General features: G+C 69.6%; 15 protein-coding genes. 1 reads left to right on the top strand and 14 read right to left on the bottom strand.

Annotated elements, in window-relative coordinates:
- Window position 1: 1 nt before the first annotated feature.
- The 13 genes from ELR47_RS01465 to ELR47_RS01525 all read right to left on the bottom strand — a co-directional run bounded on the left by ELR47_RS01465 (window position 2) and on the right by ELR47_RS01525 (window position 14,762).
- Complete coding sequence (locus ELR47_RS01465; protein ID WP_130648275.1) at window positions 2–607, bottom strand: hypothetical protein; 606 nt, start codon at window positions 605–607, stop codon at window positions 2–4.
- A complete protein-coding gene (locus tag ELR47_RS01470) occupies window positions 604–2,643 on the bottom strand; it encodes a cytochrome c oxidase subunit I (protein ID WP_130648276.1) in 2,040 nt (679 codons plus the stop codon). The genes ELR47_RS01465 and ELR47_RS01470 overlap by 4 nt, the downstream gene beginning before the upstream one ends.
- Window positions 2,640–3,683: a cytochrome c oxidase subunit II gene (coxB, locus tag ELR47_RS01475; protein WP_130648277.1), complete on the bottom strand. Its 1,044-nt coding sequence runs from the start codon at window positions 3,681–3,683 to the stop codon at window positions 2,640–2,642. Before coxB ends, ELR47_RS01470 begins: the two co-directional genes overlap by 4 nt.
- Window positions 3,680–4,027, bottom strand: a complete 348-nt coding sequence (locus ELR47_RS01480) for a cupredoxin domain-containing protein (RefSeq protein ID WP_130648278.1) — start codon at window positions 4,025–4,027, stop codon at window positions 3,680–3,682. The genes coxB and ELR47_RS01480 overlap by 4 nt, the downstream gene beginning before the upstream one ends.
- Window positions 4,024–5,817 (bottom strand): GMC family oxidoreductase, encoded by a 1,794-nt coding sequence (locus tag ELR47_RS01485; protein WP_130648279.1) that lies wholly within the window; start codon window positions 5,815–5,817, stop codon window positions 4,024–4,026. Before ELR47_RS01485 ends, ELR47_RS01480 begins: the two co-directional genes overlap by 4 nt.
- Window positions 5,814–7,595 carry a GMC family oxidoreductase gene (locus tag ELR47_RS01490; protein WP_165403777.1) on the bottom strand — a complete coding sequence of 594 codons (1,782 nt, stop codon included), beginning with the start codon at window positions 7,593–7,595 and terminating at the stop codon, window positions 5,814–5,816. Before ELR47_RS01490 ends, ELR47_RS01485 begins: the two co-directional genes overlap by 4 nt.
- Before the next feature lie 10 nt (window positions 7,596–7,605).
- The gene (locus ELR47_RS01495; RefSeq protein ID WP_165403778.1) at window positions 7,606–8,484 is read right to left on the bottom strand and encodes a gluconate 2-dehydrogenase subunit 3 family protein; all 879 of its coding nucleotides are present in this window, start codon (window positions 8,482–8,484) and stop codon (window positions 7,606–7,608) included.
- Between the two features lie 250 nt (window positions 8,485–8,734).
- Window positions 8,735–9,079: a hypothetical protein gene (locus ELR47_RS01500; RefSeq protein WP_130648282.1), complete on the bottom strand. Its 345-nt coding sequence runs from the start codon at window positions 9,077–9,079 to the stop codon at window positions 8,735–8,737.
- Window positions 9,080–9,089: 10 nt separating this feature from the next.
- Window positions 9,090–10,169: an ABC transporter ATP-binding protein gene (locus tag ELR47_RS01505; RefSeq protein WP_130648283.1), complete on the bottom strand. Its 1,080-nt coding sequence runs from the start codon at window positions 10,167–10,169 to the stop codon at window positions 9,090–9,092.
- Window positions 10,166–11,245, bottom strand: coding sequence for an ABC transporter ATP-binding protein (locus ELR47_RS01510; protein WP_130648284.1), 1,080 nt, complete (start codon window positions 11,243–11,245; stop codon window positions 10,166–10,168). Before ELR47_RS01510 ends, ELR47_RS01505 begins: the two co-directional genes overlap by 4 nt.
- Complete coding sequence (locus ELR47_RS01515; RefSeq protein WP_130648285.1) at window positions 11,242–12,165, bottom strand: ABC transporter permease; 924 nt, start codon at window positions 12,163–12,165, stop codon at window positions 11,242–11,244. Before ELR47_RS01515 ends, ELR47_RS01510 begins: the two co-directional genes overlap by 4 nt.
- A complete protein-coding gene (locus ELR47_RS01520) occupies window positions 12,162–13,115 on the bottom strand; it encodes an ABC transporter permease (RefSeq protein WP_130648286.1) in 954 nt (317 codons plus the stop codon). The genes ELR47_RS01515 and ELR47_RS01520 overlap by 4 nt, the downstream gene beginning before the upstream one ends.
- Before the next feature lie 66 nt (window positions 13,116–13,181).
- Window positions 13,182–14,762: an ABC transporter substrate-binding protein gene (locus ELR47_RS01525; RefSeq protein ID WP_205745383.1), complete on the bottom strand. Its 1,581-nt coding sequence runs from the start codon at window positions 14,760–14,762 to the stop codon at window positions 13,182–13,184.
- A 309-nt stretch (window positions 14,763–15,071) separates the two neighbouring features.
- On the opposite strand from ELR47_RS01525, the gene ELR47_RS01530 reads away from it, so the two are divergent.
- Window positions 15,072–15,554, top strand: coding sequence for a MarR family winged helix-turn-helix transcriptional regulator (locus ELR47_RS01530; RefSeq protein WP_130648287.1), 483 nt, complete (start codon window positions 15,072–15,074; stop codon window positions 15,552–15,554).
- A 170-nt stretch (window positions 15,555–15,724) separates the two neighbouring features.
- On the opposite strand, the gene ELR47_RS01535 is transcribed toward ELR47_RS01530, so the two are convergent.
- Window positions 15,725–16,054 carry a hypothetical protein gene (locus tag ELR47_RS01535; RefSeq protein WP_130648288.1) on the bottom strand — a complete coding sequence of 110 codons (330 nt, stop codon included), beginning with the start codon at window positions 16,052–16,054 and terminating at the stop codon, window positions 15,725–15,727.
- Window positions 16,055–16,103: the final 49 nt, after the last annotated feature.

A 16,103-nucleotide genomic window follows, 5' to 3' on the forward strand; every position in this document is an offset into this window, starting at 1 on the left:
GTCAGCCTCCCCACCACAGTGTGACCCCGGTCAGCACGAGCCAGTTCACCCCGACGAACACGGCCACGATCGCCGTCCACAGCGTGATCGAGGCCAGTTCGGCGTGGGCACCAGGACGCAGCCAGCCACGGACGGCGTGCACCGCGGCCGTCAGCAACGCGATGCCGGTGGCACCGAGCAGGGTGACGTCCAACCCGCCCATGAACCAGCGCATCGACCAGTAGGCGTGCTCGGTCACCGGGTGGTCGGAGAAGATGGTTCCCGCCCCCCGCACGCCTGCCGCACCCAGTGCCAGCAACGCGGCGACGAACAGCATCGGCATGCCGAGCGGTCCCCCTCCACGACCGTGGATCGCCGCCGCGACGCCGGTCGCGACGGCGGCCAGGACGGCGAGGCCGACGGCGAGCAGCCCCATCCAGACCTCGGGCGGCTCGGTCGCGCCCGGCGGCCACGTGCCACTCACCGAGCGCAGGTAGACGGCCGCGACGTTGACGGCGGCCACGAGGTGGGCCAGGGCGATCAGGCCGATCACCGTGCCCCACCAGCCGATGGTGCGGCCCTCGGCCTCGCCGATGACCCGGACGTTGCGTGCGGTTCGCAGGCTCACGACGCCCCCCTCCCGCCGGCGTGGTCGTCGCCCGGTGGACGCGACCTGCCGGGGTCCGATCCCGGATCGTCCGGATCCCGCGCATCGACCAGGCTGTCGGGCAGCAACCAGGCCACCAGGGAGACCGCGATGCCGGCCAGTCCGAGCAGCGCCAACCAGTACACGTCGAACAGCACCCCGACCAGACCGACGAGGATGGCACCCGTCAGCCACAGTGGCCACAGTGAGTGACCCGGCAGGATCACGATCGCCTGCGGTTCCGCCTCGACCACGGTCGTGACCACGGCCTCGCGTTGCTGCTCGGGCGGCGATCCCATCTGCTGGTACCAGGCGGTGACCTCGTAGGGGTGCGGTCGGGACCCGGCGTCCCAGCGCGGCTCCGCATCGGTCACGATCGGCAGGTGCGCGAAGTTCTCGTTCGGCGGTGGCGAGGGCAGCGACCACTCCAGCGACGGGGCACCCCAGGGGTCGTCGCTCACGGGCCGGCCGCCCTTCCAGGCGGTCGCGAAGGAGACCACACTGATGAGCACGCCCAGGCCGAGCAGGCCCGAACCGGCGGAGGAGATGATGTTCCAGATCGTCCAGCCCAGACCCTGCTCGTAGGTCCACAGGCGCCGGGTCATGCCGAGGAAGCCGACGATGTGCTGAGGCATGAACGTGACGTTGAAGCCGATGAACATCAGCCAGAACGACCACAGCCCGGCGGCCCGGCTGGGCTGGCGGCCGGTGAGCTTCGGGAACCAGTAGTACAGCCCGGCGAAGATCGGGAAGACCGAGCCACCGAAGAGCACGTAGTGGAAGTGGGCGACCACGAAGTAGGTGTCGTGGATCTGCCAGTTGAAGGCGACCACGGCGACCATCACGCCGGTGATGCCACCGAGGATGAACACGACCAGGAAGGCGACCGCGTGCAGCATCGGCACGGTCCAGCGCACGTGCCCGGTCCACACCGCCCCGACGTAGGCGAAGATGATCACCGCGGTCGGGATCGTGATCATGAAGCTGGCGGCGCCGAAGAACTGCAGCGCCTGGGTCGGGATGCCCGTCGCGTACATGTGGTGCACCCACAACGCGAAGCTGACGATGCCGATGGCGATGAACGACCCGACGACCAACCAGCGCAGCGGCAACCGTCGGCGGGTCATGGTCGGGATGACCGTCGCCAGGATGCCGAGACCCGGCAGCAGCTGGATGTAGACCTCCGGGTGACCGAACCACCAGAACAGGTGCTGCCACAACAGCGGGTCACCGCCGCGGAAGGCGTCGAAGAACGCGGTACCGAGCTTGCGCTCGACCTCGAGCAGCAGGCTGGCGGCGACCAGTGGCGGGAAGGCCGCCAGGATCATCCCGGCGGTCACCAGGTTCGCCCAGGCGAAGATCGGCATCCGCGCCAGCGTCATCCCCGGCGCCCGCGAGCGGAAGATCAGGACGAGGATCTCGATGGAGGCGACGATCGCGGAGATCTCCACGAACGTGACCCCGAGCAGCCAGAAGTCGAGGTTGAGCCCGGGAGAGAACTCCGCGGTGGTCAGGGGGACGTAGGCGTACCAGCCACCGTCGGGAACGGCGCCGAAGAAGATGCTGCTGAGCAGCAGGAGTGCACCACCGACGTAGGCCCAGAAGCCGAACGCGTTGATGCGCGGCAACGGCATGTCCCTGGCCCCCAGCTGCAGGGGAAGGAAGTAGATCGCCATGCCCTCGAACATCGGCACCACGAACATGAACATCATCAGGGTGCCGTGCATGGTGAACAGCTGGTTGTAGACCTCTGGCGTGGTGACGTTCGCCTCGGGCACGGTCAGCTGCGCCCGCATGACCAGTGCGAGCGCACCGGCCACCAGGAACATGAACAGCGACGTGACGATGAACCGCAGACCCACCGTCTTGTGGTTGCACTGTCCGAGCCACCCGAGCACGCCGGGCTTCTGGTCCCAGGTCCGGTCCAGCAGCGCGGTGTCCGCCTCGTGCAGCCATGGCTCGTGAGCCGGGCCGCCGCTTGCGTCGCCGTCGCCGCGTGCGGTCGATACTCCGCTCATTCGAGCGACTCCAGGTAGTCGAGCAGGGCGTCGAGTTCGTCCCCGGCGATCTGCGTACCGGGCATGAGGTTGCCCGGTTTCTGCGCCTGCGGGTCCACGATCCACCCGGCGAGGTTGCCTCGCGTGTTGGGCATGATCCCGGCGCCGATCGTCTCGCGGGAGGCCAGGTGCGTCAGGTCCGGTCCGATCTGGTTGGGCGGCCCGTGGCCGTCGACGGTGTGGCAGTAGACGCACGACGAGCCGAAGAAGACCTGCCGGCCCTCCTCGATCCGCTCGGTCGCCGGCTGGGGCTGGGGCTGCTGCTGCTGTTCGACCCACGTGTCGAACTCGTCGCGTTCCTGGGCGACCACGTGGATGATCATCTGCGCGTGGGCGATGCCGCAGTACTCCGTGCAACGTCCGCGATAGCGGCCCGGTTCGTCCGCCTCGAGCACGAGTTCGGTGGTGTGTCCCGGCGTCGCGTCGATCTTCCCGGCGAGCTTGGGCACCCAGAAGCTGTGGATGACGTCCTCGCTGGTGAGCCGGATCCGCACCTCCTCGCCGACCGGGATGTGGATCTCGTTGGCGGTGATCACGTCACGCCCCGGGTACTCCACGCGCCACCAGAACACCTCGGCCGTCACGTTGACGACCACGTCCTCCTCGGCGTAGCCCTCCACGCCCTCGGCGGAGGCACCACGGTCGCCCACCGCCTGGCCCATCGGGACGCTGACGAGGTTGAGGACGAGCAACACGAGGGCGGGGCCGACGATGCCGCCGAAGATCACCAGCCGCCGCACCGCCGGTGAGGTGTCCTCGTCGCGGACCTTCAGGGCCGGATCGTCGATGTCGCGCCGTCGCCCGCGCCAGAACGCGAGCCCGATCAGCACCATCACGACCACGTAGACCGCGGCGCCCATCGCGAACATGATCCACCACAGGGTGGCGGTGTTCGCGGCCGACGGCCCGCGCGCGTCGAGCAGGGCCTCGGGGCCGGCGCAACCCGCGAGCGCCGCGGCCAGCACGGCGAGCGGAGCGAGACGGGGACCACGCGTGCTCATGGCGTCACCTCGATGATGCCGACCATCTCGGAGCGTCCGTGGAACTCGCAGTGGTAGACGTAGGTCCCGGGCGTGTCGAACGTGTGACTGAAGGTGCCGGTGCCGATGATCTCGCCGGAGTCGAACGCGCCGGTCGCGTCGCGCTCCCGGTCGATCGCGGTGACCGTGTGTGGGCGTTGTCCGTCGTTTCGCCACGTGACCGTGCCCCCCGCCGGGATCTCCATGGTCGTCGGCTCGAACCGCAGCTCACCGGACATCATCACGTGAGCGTCGGTCGCGCCCGTGCCACTGCAGCCGGCGGTGCCGGCGGCAAGGATCCCGAGGACGACGAGCATGGTCCTCATGCCAGCAGCTCCCCGGGTCGCTGGAAGTAGTTCTGGTCCCGCATCGCCGCGAGCGTGTAGTACATCAGCGCGTTGACCGTCGCCGTCGGGTTCGCGCCCGGATTCTGCGGGAACAGCGCCGCACCGGTGACGAAGACGTTGGGGGCGTCCCAGACCTGTCCGTAGCGGTTGGTCACCGAATTCGACGGATCCGTGCCCATGATCGCGCCACCCTGGTTGTGGGTCGACTGGTAGTCGTCGATCCGGTACGGCTGGATGTCGGGGTTGTCGGTCCGCTGCGAAGGGTTCATCACGTCCATGATCTCCGACGCCCGCTGCGCGATGTAGGCGTACATCCGGGCCTCGTTCTCCGTGAAGTCGAACGTCAGACGAAGCAGCGGCCGGCCGAGGAAGTCGGTGTAGTTCGGGTCGAGGTCGAGGCGGTTGAACTCGTAGGCGGGGCTCTCGGCCTGCATCGTGATCGGGATGAAGCTGTCCCAGTGGCGCATGCGCTGCTTGAACGCCGCTCCCCATTCCCGGGGTTCGCCGTTGCCGTTGGCCGCCGCCTCCCCTTGGGCGGCGGGGATGCCCTCCGCGTTGCCGATCGGCAGCCGTTCGCCGGCGTCGGCGAACAGTTGCCCCCCACCGAGGAAGCCCAGCCCGGCATGGTCGAACGCGTCCCCGGCGAAGTCGTAGATCGCGTGGGAGGTCGAGGTGTTGCCCATGTAGGTGTTGAAGCGTTCGCCCTCGAACAGACCGATCGTGGGCGCCTGCCAGATCTGGTAGGTGTAGTTGCGCCCGACCTGCTGACGGGCGTTGCCCAGCCCGTCGGGGTGCGCGTCCGAGCGTGACAGCAGCAGCAGCCGCACGTTGGACAGCGTGTAGCCGCTGAGCAGCACGGTGCGGGCCGGCTGGAAGTGTTCGCGGCCGTCGGCACCGAGGTAGACCAGGCCGGTGGCCAGACCGGTGTTGTCCACGGCGATGTGCTTGACGTAGCAGCGGGTGCGGATCTCGTAGCGACCCGTGTCGAGCGCCATCGGGATGTGGGCCGTGAGGGCACTGGCCTTGGCGTCGACGTGACAGCCGTAGCGGGTGCAGAACCCGCAGTACACGCAGCCCGCCCGCGGCTCGCCCGTCATGTCGGTGTAGCCCTCGGACAGGATCGAGGAGGGCTGGCGGAACGGCGTGTAGCCCAACTGCTCGGCCGCCTCGGCGAAGCGCGTCCCCGCGCGGGTCGCCGCCAGCGGGGGCAGGGGGTAGGGACGGCTGCGCGGACCCTCGAACGGGTTGCCGCCCTCGAGGATCTCACCGTTGAGGTTGCCGGTCCGCCCCGACATCCCGGTGTCGATCTCGAACTGCGTGTAGTGCGGTTCGAGGTCCGTGTAGCTGACCGGCCAGTCCTGGTTGCTGTGCCCCTCCGGGAACGCGTTCGCGCCGTAGCGGTCGGTGTGGTGCGAGACGTAGTCGAAGTCGGTCGGCAGGAACCGCCAGGTGACCGCCGACCAGTGCACCCCTGCGCCACCGAGATTGGAACCGGGGTGGAACGAGCCGTACTGGCGCATCGGCAACGACGGCAGCCGGTCGTTCGGACGCCAGGTCCAGGTCTCGCGCTCGATCTCGTGCAGCATCTCGCCGCGGTGGGTGAAGCGCAGCTCGTCGTGGTTGTGGGCGAAGTCCGGCCAGGTCCACTGCGCCCGACCCTTCTCCAACGACACCACGTCCAGGCCCTGCGCGGTCAGTTGCTGCGCGGCGATACCGGCGGTCCAGCCGGCACCGACCGTCACCACGTCGACCTCGGGGTGCTCGATCATCCGATCAGCTCCGTCGGCGCGTCGAAGTAGCGGTGCTCACGCATGCCGGCCAGCGCCCAGTACGCCAGCGCCGCCACCGTCTGCGTGGGGTTGGCCCCCGGGTTCTGCGGGAACAGCGACGCGCCCATGCAGAACACGTTCGGCGTGTCCCACACCTGGCCGTAGCGGTTGGTCACCGAGTTGGACGGGTCGGTACCGAAGATCGTCCCGCCCTGGTTGTGGGTCGACTGGTAGTCGGCGATGTTGTAGTCCCACAACTCCGGGGTGTCCTGCCGGGCCGTCGGGTTCATCACGTCCATGATCTCGATCGCCCGCTGCGCGATGTAGGCGTACATCCGGCGCTCGTTCTCGGTGAAATCGAACGTGATGCGCAGCAGCGGCCGGCCGAGGAAGTCGGTGTAGTTCGGGTCGAGGTCGAGGCGGTTGAACTCGTAGGCGGGACTCTCGCCCTGGATGGCGATGTCGAGGTACGAGTCCCAGTCGCGCATGCGGTCCTTGAACGCCTGCCCCCATGCGCGAGCCTCTTCGGGGCTGTCGCCGCCGGGAGCGGGCACGCCCTGGACGCCACCGATGGGAAGTCGCTCGCCGCCGCCGGACATCAGCTGCCCCCCACCGATGAATCCCAGCCCGGCATGGTCGAACGCGTCGCCGGCGAGGTCGTAGGCGGCATGCCCGGTCGAGGTGTTGCCCATGTAGGTGTTGAAGCGTTCGCCCTCGAACAGCCCGACCGTCATGGGTCCGAGCACCTGGTAGGTGTAGTTGCGCCCGACCTGCTGACGGTCGTTGCCGATCCCGTTGGGATGCGCGTCGGAGACCGACAGCAGCAGCACGCGGGTGTTGGACAGGGTGTAGCCGCACACCAGGACGGTGCGGGCCGGCTGGAAGTGCTCGCGGCCGTCGGCACCGAGGTAGACCAGGCCGGTGGCCAGACCGGTGTTGTCCACGGCGATGTGCTTGACGTAGCAGCGGGTGCGGATCTCGTAGCGACCCGTGTCGAGCGCCATCGGGATGTGGGCCGTGAGCGCCGAGGACTTGGCGTCGACGTGACAGCCGTAGCGGGTGCAGAACCCGCAGTACACGCAGCCCGCCCGCGGCTCGCCGGACATGTCGGTGTAGCCCTCGGACAGGATGCCCGACGGATTGCGGAACGCCGAGTAGCCCAGCTGTCCTGCCGCCTCGGCGAACTTCAGGCCGCCGCGGGTGGGAGCCAGCGGGGGCAGGGGGTAGGGACGGCTGCGCGGACCCTCGAACGGGTTGCCGCCCTCGAGGATCTCACCGTTGAGGTTGCCGGTCTGACCGGAGATCCCGGTGTCGATCTCGAACTGCGTGTAGTGCGGTTCGAGGTCCATGTAGCTGACCGGCCAGTCCTGGTTGCTGTGCCCCTCCGGGAACGCGTTCGCGCCGTAGCGGTCGGTGTGGTGCGAGACGTAGTCGAAGTCGGTCGGCAGGAACCGCCAGGTCACCCCCGACCAGTGCGCCCCTGCGCCACCGAGGTTGGAACCCGGGTGGAACGAGCCGTACTGGCGCATCGGCAACGACGGCAGCGTCGCATTCGGACGCCAGGTCCACGACTCACGCTCGATCTCGTGCAGCATCTCGCCACGCTCGGAGAACCGCAGCTCGTCGTGGTTGTGGGCGAAGTCCGGCCAGGTCCACTGCGCCCGACCCTTCTCCAACGACACCACGTCCAGGCCCTGCGCGGTCAGTTGCTGCGCGGCGATACCGGCGGTCCAGCCGGCACCGACCGTCACCACGTCGACCTCGGGATGCTCGATCACGCCGCCTCCATCAGTCGATGGGCCCGTTGGGATGACGCCGCCGGACCGAGCCCAGCGCCTGCGTGTCGTCGCGGTGCGCACCGTGCAACATCGGCAGCATGGCCAGGGACTGCGGAGGCCGGTTGAAGTTCGGGTCGAGCATCTCCTCGGGGGAGTAGGCCCGCTGCGCGCCGGGGAAGCCGACCAGTCGCCACCCGACCATGTCCTGGTTGCCGCCGTACATCGGGTCGGCGAGGAAGCCTTCGACGACGTGCCCATGGACCAGGTCGAAGAACGTGTCCGCGGGCAACGGATCGAAGATCTCGTCGACGTCGTCGTCCTCGTTGTCCTCGATCGCTTCGAGGATGGCGTCCTGCTCGTCCTCGCTCAGGTCGACGAAGCTCGCTCCTGCGTGGCGAGCGGCGACCAGCTCCTGGAACCGGGCCAGACCCATGCGGTAGAGGTCACGCGGCGTCTGACCCGCCTGCCAGCCGTAGCGCTCGAGCTCGTCCGCGGGCACCCAGATGATGCCGTCCTCGGCCGGAGGTTCCTCGTCGCCCTCGTACCCGCGCGCGAACGGCCCCATCGTGTAGGTGCGTTCGGGATAGCCCTCGTGGGTGGCGAGCAGTCGGTCGATGTAGTCGACACAGCCCGCCTGCACCGCACCGGGATCGTCCTCGTCCCCCGGGATGATGCGGGCGGCGATGGCCTCGAGGATCGCGTACTGGTCCGGATTGAGGAAGCGGGTGGCCGCGCCCGTGGCCTCGGGCACCTGCACGCCCGGTTGTGGCACCGCGGACGGACCCTCCCGGGGCACCTGGTCGACCGCGCCGCGGTCGGTGGTGCACCCGGGGACCACGGCGGCGGTTGCCAGCGTGCCCGTGACGGCCAGGAAGGACCGACGGCTCAACCTCGACGACGACTCGCCGGCCGCGTCCTCGTTCCCGTCGTCCGCCTCAGGCCCGGCGTCCCTCGTCCGCAATCCCGCACCTTCGTCCCCTGGACGGATGACCCTAGGTCGGACGGACCTGAAATCCCTCTGAAGGCGAGGCCGGAGGGCGGGTGACCGGGTCCAGTTGAGCTGGTCATGTCGAGATGCCGGGTGTCGCGCCGCCCAGGTGCGCGGGGTTCTCCGACGGGCCCCGGCCCGTGCCGAGCGGCTAGACGCCCGGTTGCTCGCCGTCGTCGAGGGCGAGGTCGTCCGCGGCTGCCGAGAAGTCGTCGGTCCCGAGCTCCTCGTCGGACAGACGCGGCCGCTCGGCGTAGTCCTCGCTGATCTTGGCCCCCAGGCTGACGTCGTGGCCCTGCGACTCGGGCAGGTCGTCGGCGGTCGGCCGGGGGAGCGCCGCGTCGTCCTCGCTGATCAGCGGGTCGGCCTCGGTGTCCTCGAGTTCCCGTAGTTCCTCGACCGGGATGATGTCCTCACGCGGTGGCTGATCGTCGGTCAGCCGATCGGTCTCGTGCGAGGCACCGTGCTCGAGGCGGTCGGCGTCCTGGTCGCTCATGTTGCGCCTTTCAGATCGACAGGGCGTCATCCAATCCCGCTTCCCGCTGGTCCGCGTCGGGGTGGTCCGACCGCTCGACCGGCTGACCGACCTCACCGTGCAGCAGACAGGCGGCCCGATGGCCGTCGCGGTCACCGTCCGAGCCGACGGCCTGCAGGTCGGGGTCCACCCGTCCGCAGGCCTCGAACACCTCCGGGCAGCGGGTCCGGAACCGGCAACCCGACGGCGGATCCATCGGGCTCGGCACGTCGCCGGCGAGCGACACCCGTCGGCGCGCGCGCTCCCGGACCGGGTCGGGGACCGGGACCGCGGACAGCAGCGCGCGCGTGTAGGGATGCTGCGGACGGGTGATCACCTGGCGACGATCACCCTCCTCGACGATCCGACCGAGGTACATCACGGCGATGCGGTCCGAGACGTGCTGCACCGCGGCGAGGTCGTGGGCGATGAACAGATAGGTCAGTCCGAGCTCCGCCTGCAGGTCGGCCAGCAGGTTGAGGACCTGCGCCTGGATGGACACGTCGAGCGCCGCGATGGGCTCGTCGCACACCAGGAACTCCGGTTCGACCGCCAGCGCCCGGGCGATGCCCACCCGTTGTCGCTGACCGCCGGAGAACTCGTGGGGATACCGGCCGGCCGTGTCGGGGTGCAGACCGACCCGTTCGAGCAGCTCGGCGATCCGCTGCGGCCGGGCCTGCTTGCCCTGGTGCAGCTCGTGGATGTCGAGTGCCTCACCGATCGCCTCACCGATCGACCGGCGCGGGTCGAGCGACGCGTAGGGGTCCTGGAAGACCATCGCGGCCCGTCGACGCCACCGCCGGAGCTCGCCGCGGCCGAGGGTGGACAGGTCGGTGCCGTCGAACTGGACGCGTCCCCCGGTCGGTTCCACCAGGCGCAGGATGGCCAGCCCGGTGGTGGACTTCCCACACCCGGACTCGCCGACCAGCCCCAACGTGGTGCCCCGCTCGATCGCGAAGCTGATCCCGTCGACGGCCCGCACCACGTCGGAGCTCCCGCGTCCCCGGCCGCCACCGCGACCGGCCGGGAAGTGCACCTCGAGGCCGTCGACCTGCAGCACCGGGTCGCTCACGCCACCCCCTCCGAGTCCCTGCCCGCGGAGGTGGGCGCCTGCTCGTCGTCCCCGGCCGTGGCGGCCGCACGACGCTCGTCCTCGGCCACCTCGTAGAAGCTGCGTATGCGATGGCCCGGCGCCACCTCGCGCAGCGGGGGTCGCTCGGTGGCGCAGCGGTCGTCGTGCCGGAACCCGCAGCGCGGGTGGAACGCACAACCCGCCGGCAGGTCGGTGGGAGCAGGCGGCAGGCCGGGGATCGCGGCCAACTCGTCGCGGTCGAAGGCACCGAGCACCGGCAGCGAGCGCAACAACCCCACCGTGTAGGGATGCCTCGGGTCGGCGAACAGTTCGTCGACGCGGGCCTCCTCGACGATCTCCCCGGCATACATCACCAGCACCCGGTCGGCGATCCCGGCCACGACCCCGAGGTCGTGGGTGATCCAGATCACCGCCATGCCGAGCTCCTGTTGGAGTCGGCCGACGAGCTCGGTGATCTGTGCCTGCGTGGTGACGTCGAGGGCGGTCGTGGCCTCGTCGGCGATCAGTACCTGTGGATCACACGACAGGCCGATGGCGATCACGACCCGCTGACGCATGCCCCCGCTGAACTGGTGGGGATAGTCGTCGAGGCGCTTCTCCGCGGCAGGGATCCCGACCAACCGCAACAGCTCGACCGCCCGGTCCCGCCCCTGTGCCTCCGACAGGCCGAGGTGGTGGCGCATGCCCTCCACCAGCTGGCGACCGATGGGGTGCACCGGGTTGAGCGAGGTCATCGGGTCCTGGAAGACGAAGCCCACCCGACGCCCGCGCACCCGCAGCAGCTCGCGTTCGCTCATCGCGAGCAGGTCCTCGCCGCCGAGGTGCGCCGTGCCGGTGACCCGGCCGGGCGGCATCGGGATCAGCTTGGTCAACGCCAGCGTGGAGACCGACTTGCCCGAGCCGGACTCCCCGACGATGGCCAGCGTCTCCCCGCGGTGCACGTCGTAGTCGAGGCCGCGCACGACCGACGCGCGACCACGCTTGCTCGCGAAGGACACCTCGAGGTCGCGGACGGACAGGACGACCTCGCGGTCGGGCGCGGACGGGTTGCTCACTCCACGCCCCGCGACTGGATGACGCTGCGCTGTCGGGGGTCGAGCGCGTCGCGCAGGCCGTCCCCGAGCACGTTGAAGGCCATGACGGTCAGGAAGATCGCCAGTCCGGGGAACACCGAGAGCCACCACCCCTGCTGTTGGAACCGCTGGGCGTCGGAGAGCATGTAGCCCCACGCCGGGTCGGGGGGCTGGACACCCACGCCGATGTAGCTCAGTGCCGCCTCGGTGAGGATCGCGAACGCGAAGCTCAGCGAGGCCTGGACGATGATCGGTCCGGCGACGTTGGGCAGGACGTGGCGGGTCACGATGCGCCAGTCGCTGGCACCCAACGACCGCACGGCACGGACGTGCAGCTCCTCACGGACGCTGAGGACGCTGCCGCGTACGACGCGGGCGAAGATCGGCGTGAACACGATCCCGACGGCGATCATGGTGTTGCGGAGCGACGGACCGAGCACGGCCACCAGCGCGATCGCCAGCAGGATCACCGGGAAGGAGAACAGCACGTCCATGGCCCGCATGCTGATGCTGTCGAGCCAGCCGCCACGGTAGCCCGACAACAGTCCGATCAGGGTGCCGGCGACGAGGCTGATCCCGACCGCGACCGCCCCGACCTGCAACGACACCCGCGAACCCATCACGACCCGGCTGTAGACGTCGCGGCCGAGGTCGTCGGTCCCGAACCAGTGGTCGGCCGACGGTCCCTGGAAACGGACGGTCAGGTCCTGCGCGTTGATCGGATAGCGGACCAGCTGGTCGGCGAAGAGTGCGGTCAACAGCAACGCCAACAGCAGGACGAGGCCGAGCGCCGCCAGACGGTTGGCGAGCAGGACCGTCAGGGTCTCGCGCCAGCGGGGCACCTGGCGGCTGGTCGGCGCCTCGAGCTGCTGCCGGTCGGCTCCCGCGTCGAGGTTGCTCATGCGTCGGCTCCCACCCGGATGCGCGGGTCGAGCCGCGCGTACAGCAGGTCGACCAGCAGATTGAGCACCAGGAACACCGCGGCGATGAACAGCACCGCACCCTGCAGGACCGGGTAGTCACGGGTCTCCACCGCGCTGAGGGCCAGCAGACCGATGCCCGGCCACGAGAAGACGATCTCGACCACCACGATGCCGCCGAGCAGGGTGCCCAACTGCAGGCCCGTGACCGTCACGATCGGGATCCAGGCGTTGCGCAGCACGTGGTGGCGCAACACGTACCGCGAGGGCAACCCCTTCGCGCGGGCGAGCCGCACGTGCTCGGCGTTCATCGCCTCGAGCACGGACGAACGCACGAACCGGGTCAGGATCGCACCGGTCACGACGCCTGCCGTCGCGGCCGGCAGCAGCAGGTAGCGCAGCGACTCCAGCGGCGCCTCCGTCAGCGGTCGGTACCCGCCCGGCGGCAACCAGCCCAGCACCCGGGCAAACACCAGGATCCCCAGGATCCCGAACCAGAAGTCGGGGATCGAGACCCCGATCTGCGCGAAGGTGTTGGCCGCGTAGTCGACCGGCTTGCCCTGGCGCACCGCGGACAGGATGCCGGCGGGCAACGCGATCGCCAGGCCGATGAGCAGGGCCCCGAACGCCAGCAGCGCCGTCCTCGGGATGCGCTCGGCCAGCATCGTCGCGACCGGGTCGCCGGTACGGAAGCTAACGCCGAGGTCGCCGGTGACGGCACGACCCAGCCAGTCGACGTACTGCACGACCAGCGGCCGGTCGAGCCCGGCGCGCTGCACCAGCGCGTCGTAGAGCTCGGGCGTGAAACGGGTGCCCAGCGCGGCCCGGACCGGGTCACCCGGCACCAGGTGCATCAGGGCGAACACCACGATGGACACGCCGAGCAGCGCGAGCAGCGCCTGCCCGGTGCGGACGACGACGTAGCGGGCCAACCGGACTCCTTGTCGAGCGCGCGGCCGACCGGAGCGGAGCGAGCGCCCCGTCCGGTCGGCCGGCGGTCACTCCTCGAGACGGGTGTCGACGAATCGTGTCGCCGAATCGGCGCGGGTCACGTACCCGGACACGTCCGGGGACCAGGCCTCGACGATGTCGGGGTTGTAGAAGTAGATGTAGGACGCCTGGTCGACGATGCGCTGTGCGGCCTGGTCGTAGAGCTCCTTGCGCGCCTCCTCGTCCACCTCCACCCGCGCGTCGTCGAGCAACTGGTCGACCTCGGCATCGTCGAAGCCCTGGAAGTTGTTGACACCCTCGGAGTGGTGCTGCGCGTAGTAGAAGTCGTCCGGGTCGATGTTGCCGAGCCAACCGAGCGCGAAGGCGTCGAAGTTGCCCTCACCCTGCTCGGCGAGCCAGGTGGTGAAGTCCTCGGTGCGGATCTGCACGTCGACGCCGACCTCGCCGAGCTGGCTGGCGATCACCTGCGCCGCGGTGACGGTCTCCGGGAACTCGTTGGTCACCATGAGGTCGATCGACAACCCGTCGACGCCGGCCTCGTCGAGCAGCGACTGCGCCTGGTCGGGATCGTGGCCGAAGGGGGCGTAGTCGAGGTACCAGAAGCTGCCCTCGGGGATGGCGGTCTCGTTGGGCGTGGCCGCGTCGAAGTTCGTGGCCTCGGCGATGGCGACGGGGTCGAGCGCGAAGGCGATCGCGCGACGGACGTCGGGGTCGTCGAAGGGCTCACGCTCGTTGTTGAGCGCCATGTACCAGTAGTCGTTGCCGGCGACGCGCCCGACCTCCACCTCGCCCATCTGCTCGAGATCGGTCACCTGTTCGGGCGGGACGGAGTCGATCCAGTCGACCTCCCCGGTCTCGAGGTTGGTGAGCTTCACGCCCTCGTCGGGGATGATGCGGAACTCGATGCCGTCGAGGTACGGGCCCTCACCCCAGTAGTCGGCGTACGCCTCGAGCTCGAGCACGTCGGCCGAGGCGGAGGTGAGTTGGAAGGGGCCGGTGCCGATCACCTCATCGCCCAGGGTGCCCGCGTCGATCTGCTCGGACGGGACGATCGCCATGCCCTTGAACGGTCCCAGCTGGTCGAGCAGGTTCGGCGCCGGGCGGTTGAGGTTGACCGTGACGGTGTAGTCGTCGGTGGCCTCGAAGGCGTCGACCGCTTCGAGGCGCCAGCCGTTGGCGCCCTCGTCGCGGATGTACTCCATGGAGGCGACCACGTCGTCGGCCGTGAAGTCCGACCCGTCGTGGAAGGTCACGCCCTCACGCAGCGTGAACACCCAGGTCAACAGGTCGTCGGACGTCTCCCAGGACTCGGCCAACGCCGGCTCGGGCGTGAGATCGTCCCCGGGTTGGACCAGGGTGTCGTAGACGTTCTCGAGCACGGTGAACGCGAACGACGAGGTGGTCGTCAGTGGATTGAGCTGATCGGGCTCGCCGCCGATCGCGGCGACCAGGGTGCCGCCCTCGGTTCCGTCGGCGGTGGCCTCGCCCGCGTCGGTGTCCCCGTCGGTCCCCGGATCGTCGGTGCCGGGGTCCTCGGTGTCCTGTGCCGTCGGGTCGTCGAGGTCCACACCACCCCCGCCGTCACCACAGGCGGTGAGCAGCAGCCCGGAGGCGGCGGTTACGGCCACTACACGAGTACGCAGGCGCACGAGGTCCCTCACTTCCGGCGTCCACGACGACCCTAGGAAGCTTCCCGCTCCAACGGCCCCCGACCGTTCGACCAGAAGGCGCACCACCGGCCACCCGGCACCTGTGGACAAACCTGTGGGGATGTGGATGCCCGTGGGCCCGGACTTCCACACCTGTGGTCACACCTGTGGAAGTCGCACGCACGTTCGGGATCCCGCGCGTGAAGGCACCCTCGAACGGCGTCGGCCGTCGACGGTGTCGACCGGCCAACGGCGTTCGCGACGTCCGCGTACCGGTAGCCTCCCGCCATGGGACAACCGCTGCACGAGGCAGACAGTGCCGACGCTGCCTCGTCGACGGCGATCGTCGCCCTCCTGCACACCTTCGGTACGCAGATGCACGCCATCGGCAGCCGGTTCGCCGCCCGGGAGGACCTGCACCCGACGGATCTGCAGGCGTTGTCCCTGCTGGCCCAGGCGGACGAGTCGTTGACCGCGGGGCAGCTCGCCGATGCCCTGCAGCTCTCGACCGGGGCCACCACCCGACTCGTGGATCGACTCGAGCGCGTCGGCCACGTGCGGCGTCACCCCGATCGGCACGACCGACGACGACGACGCATCGGCATCAGTCCCGACGCGCGCGCGACCGCCGGCAGCTACTTCGGTGAACTCGCCCGACGCATCGAGGCCATCGTGGAGGAGTTCAGTCCGTCGGAGCAGGCCGTGCTCGAGGCCTTCCTGCTCCGCCTGGTGGCCTCGCTCGAGACGCCACCGGAGCAGACCGCGCCGTGACACGCGGCGGATCGACGGGGCGTGGGCGGTGCCGACCGGAGGACGAGAACGGCCCGCTGTGGCGTGCGGACGCCGTCCGGCACGCGACGCACGTCGGCCCGGCGGCGCCGAAGCGCCCCGGGCCGGGTCGATGGCCCGGACGTGCGCACACGTACGGACCCGTCACGCCGTCAGACCGAACGGGGCTCTTCCCAGAGGGCCTCGTCGAGTTCCTGGTCACGCTTGCGCTTCATCGCGACGGCGACGCCGGCGAGTACGGCGAGCAGCAGCGCGAACTTGCCCTTGCCGCCCGACTCCTCGTCCTTGCTCTTCTTCTTCTTCTTGCCGTCGTCCTTGCTCAGGGCGCCGTAGGTGTCCACGGCCTGCTCGGTGAGGTCCTTGCCCTTCTTCGCCGCCTGGGAAGTGAGGGTCTTGCCCTTCTTCTCCGCCTGCTTGCGCAGCGCGTCGGCCTTCTTCTCGAGCTTGGCGACCTTCTTGCTCAACTTCTTCGTCTTGGCCATCGTGAGTTCCTCGCGGGCAGCGGCACGTCGGGCAGTCTGCGTCCGAGCC

Source organism: Egicoccus halophilus (genome assembly GCF_004300825.1).
In the GTDB taxonomy this organism is placed as follows: Bacteria; Actinomycetota; Nitriliruptoria; order Nitriliruptorales; family Nitriliruptoraceae; genus Egicoccus; species Egicoccus halophilus.

Excerpts from the sequence above, each read along its gene's own strand:
- ELR47_RS01470 (WP_130648276.1), bottom strand. The coding sequence starts at position 2,643 with ATGAGCGGAGTATCGACCGCACGCGGCGACGGCGACGCAAGCGGCGGC.
- coxB (WP_130648277.1), bottom strand. The coding sequence starts at position 3,683 with ATGAGCACGCGTGGTCCCCGTCTCGCTCCGCTCGCCGTGCTGGCCGCG.
- ELR47_RS01480 (WP_130648278.1), bottom strand. The coding sequence starts at position 4,027 with ATGAGGACCATGCTCGTCGTCCTCGGGATCCTTGCCGCCGGCACCGCC.
- ELR47_RS01485 (WP_130648279.1), bottom strand. The coding sequence starts at position 5,817 with ATGATCGAGCACCCCGAGGTCGACGTGGTGACGGTCGGTGCCGGCTGG.
- ELR47_RS01500 (WP_130648282.1), bottom strand. The coding sequence starts at position 9,079 with ATGAGCGACCAGGACGCCGACCGCCTCGAGCACGGTGCCTCGCACGAG.
- ELR47_RS01515 (WP_130648285.1), bottom strand. The coding sequence starts at position 12,165 with ATGAGCAACCTCGACGCGGGAGCCGACCGGCAGCAGCTCGAGGCGCCG.
- ELR47_RS01530 (WP_130648287.1), top strand. The coding sequence starts at position 15,072 with ATGGGACAACCGCTGCACGAGGCAGACAGTGCCGACGCTGCCTCGTCG.
- ELR47_RS01535 (WP_130648288.1), bottom strand. The coding sequence starts at position 16,054 with ATGGCCAAGACGAAGAAGTTGAGCAAGAAGGTCGCCAAGCTCGAGAAG.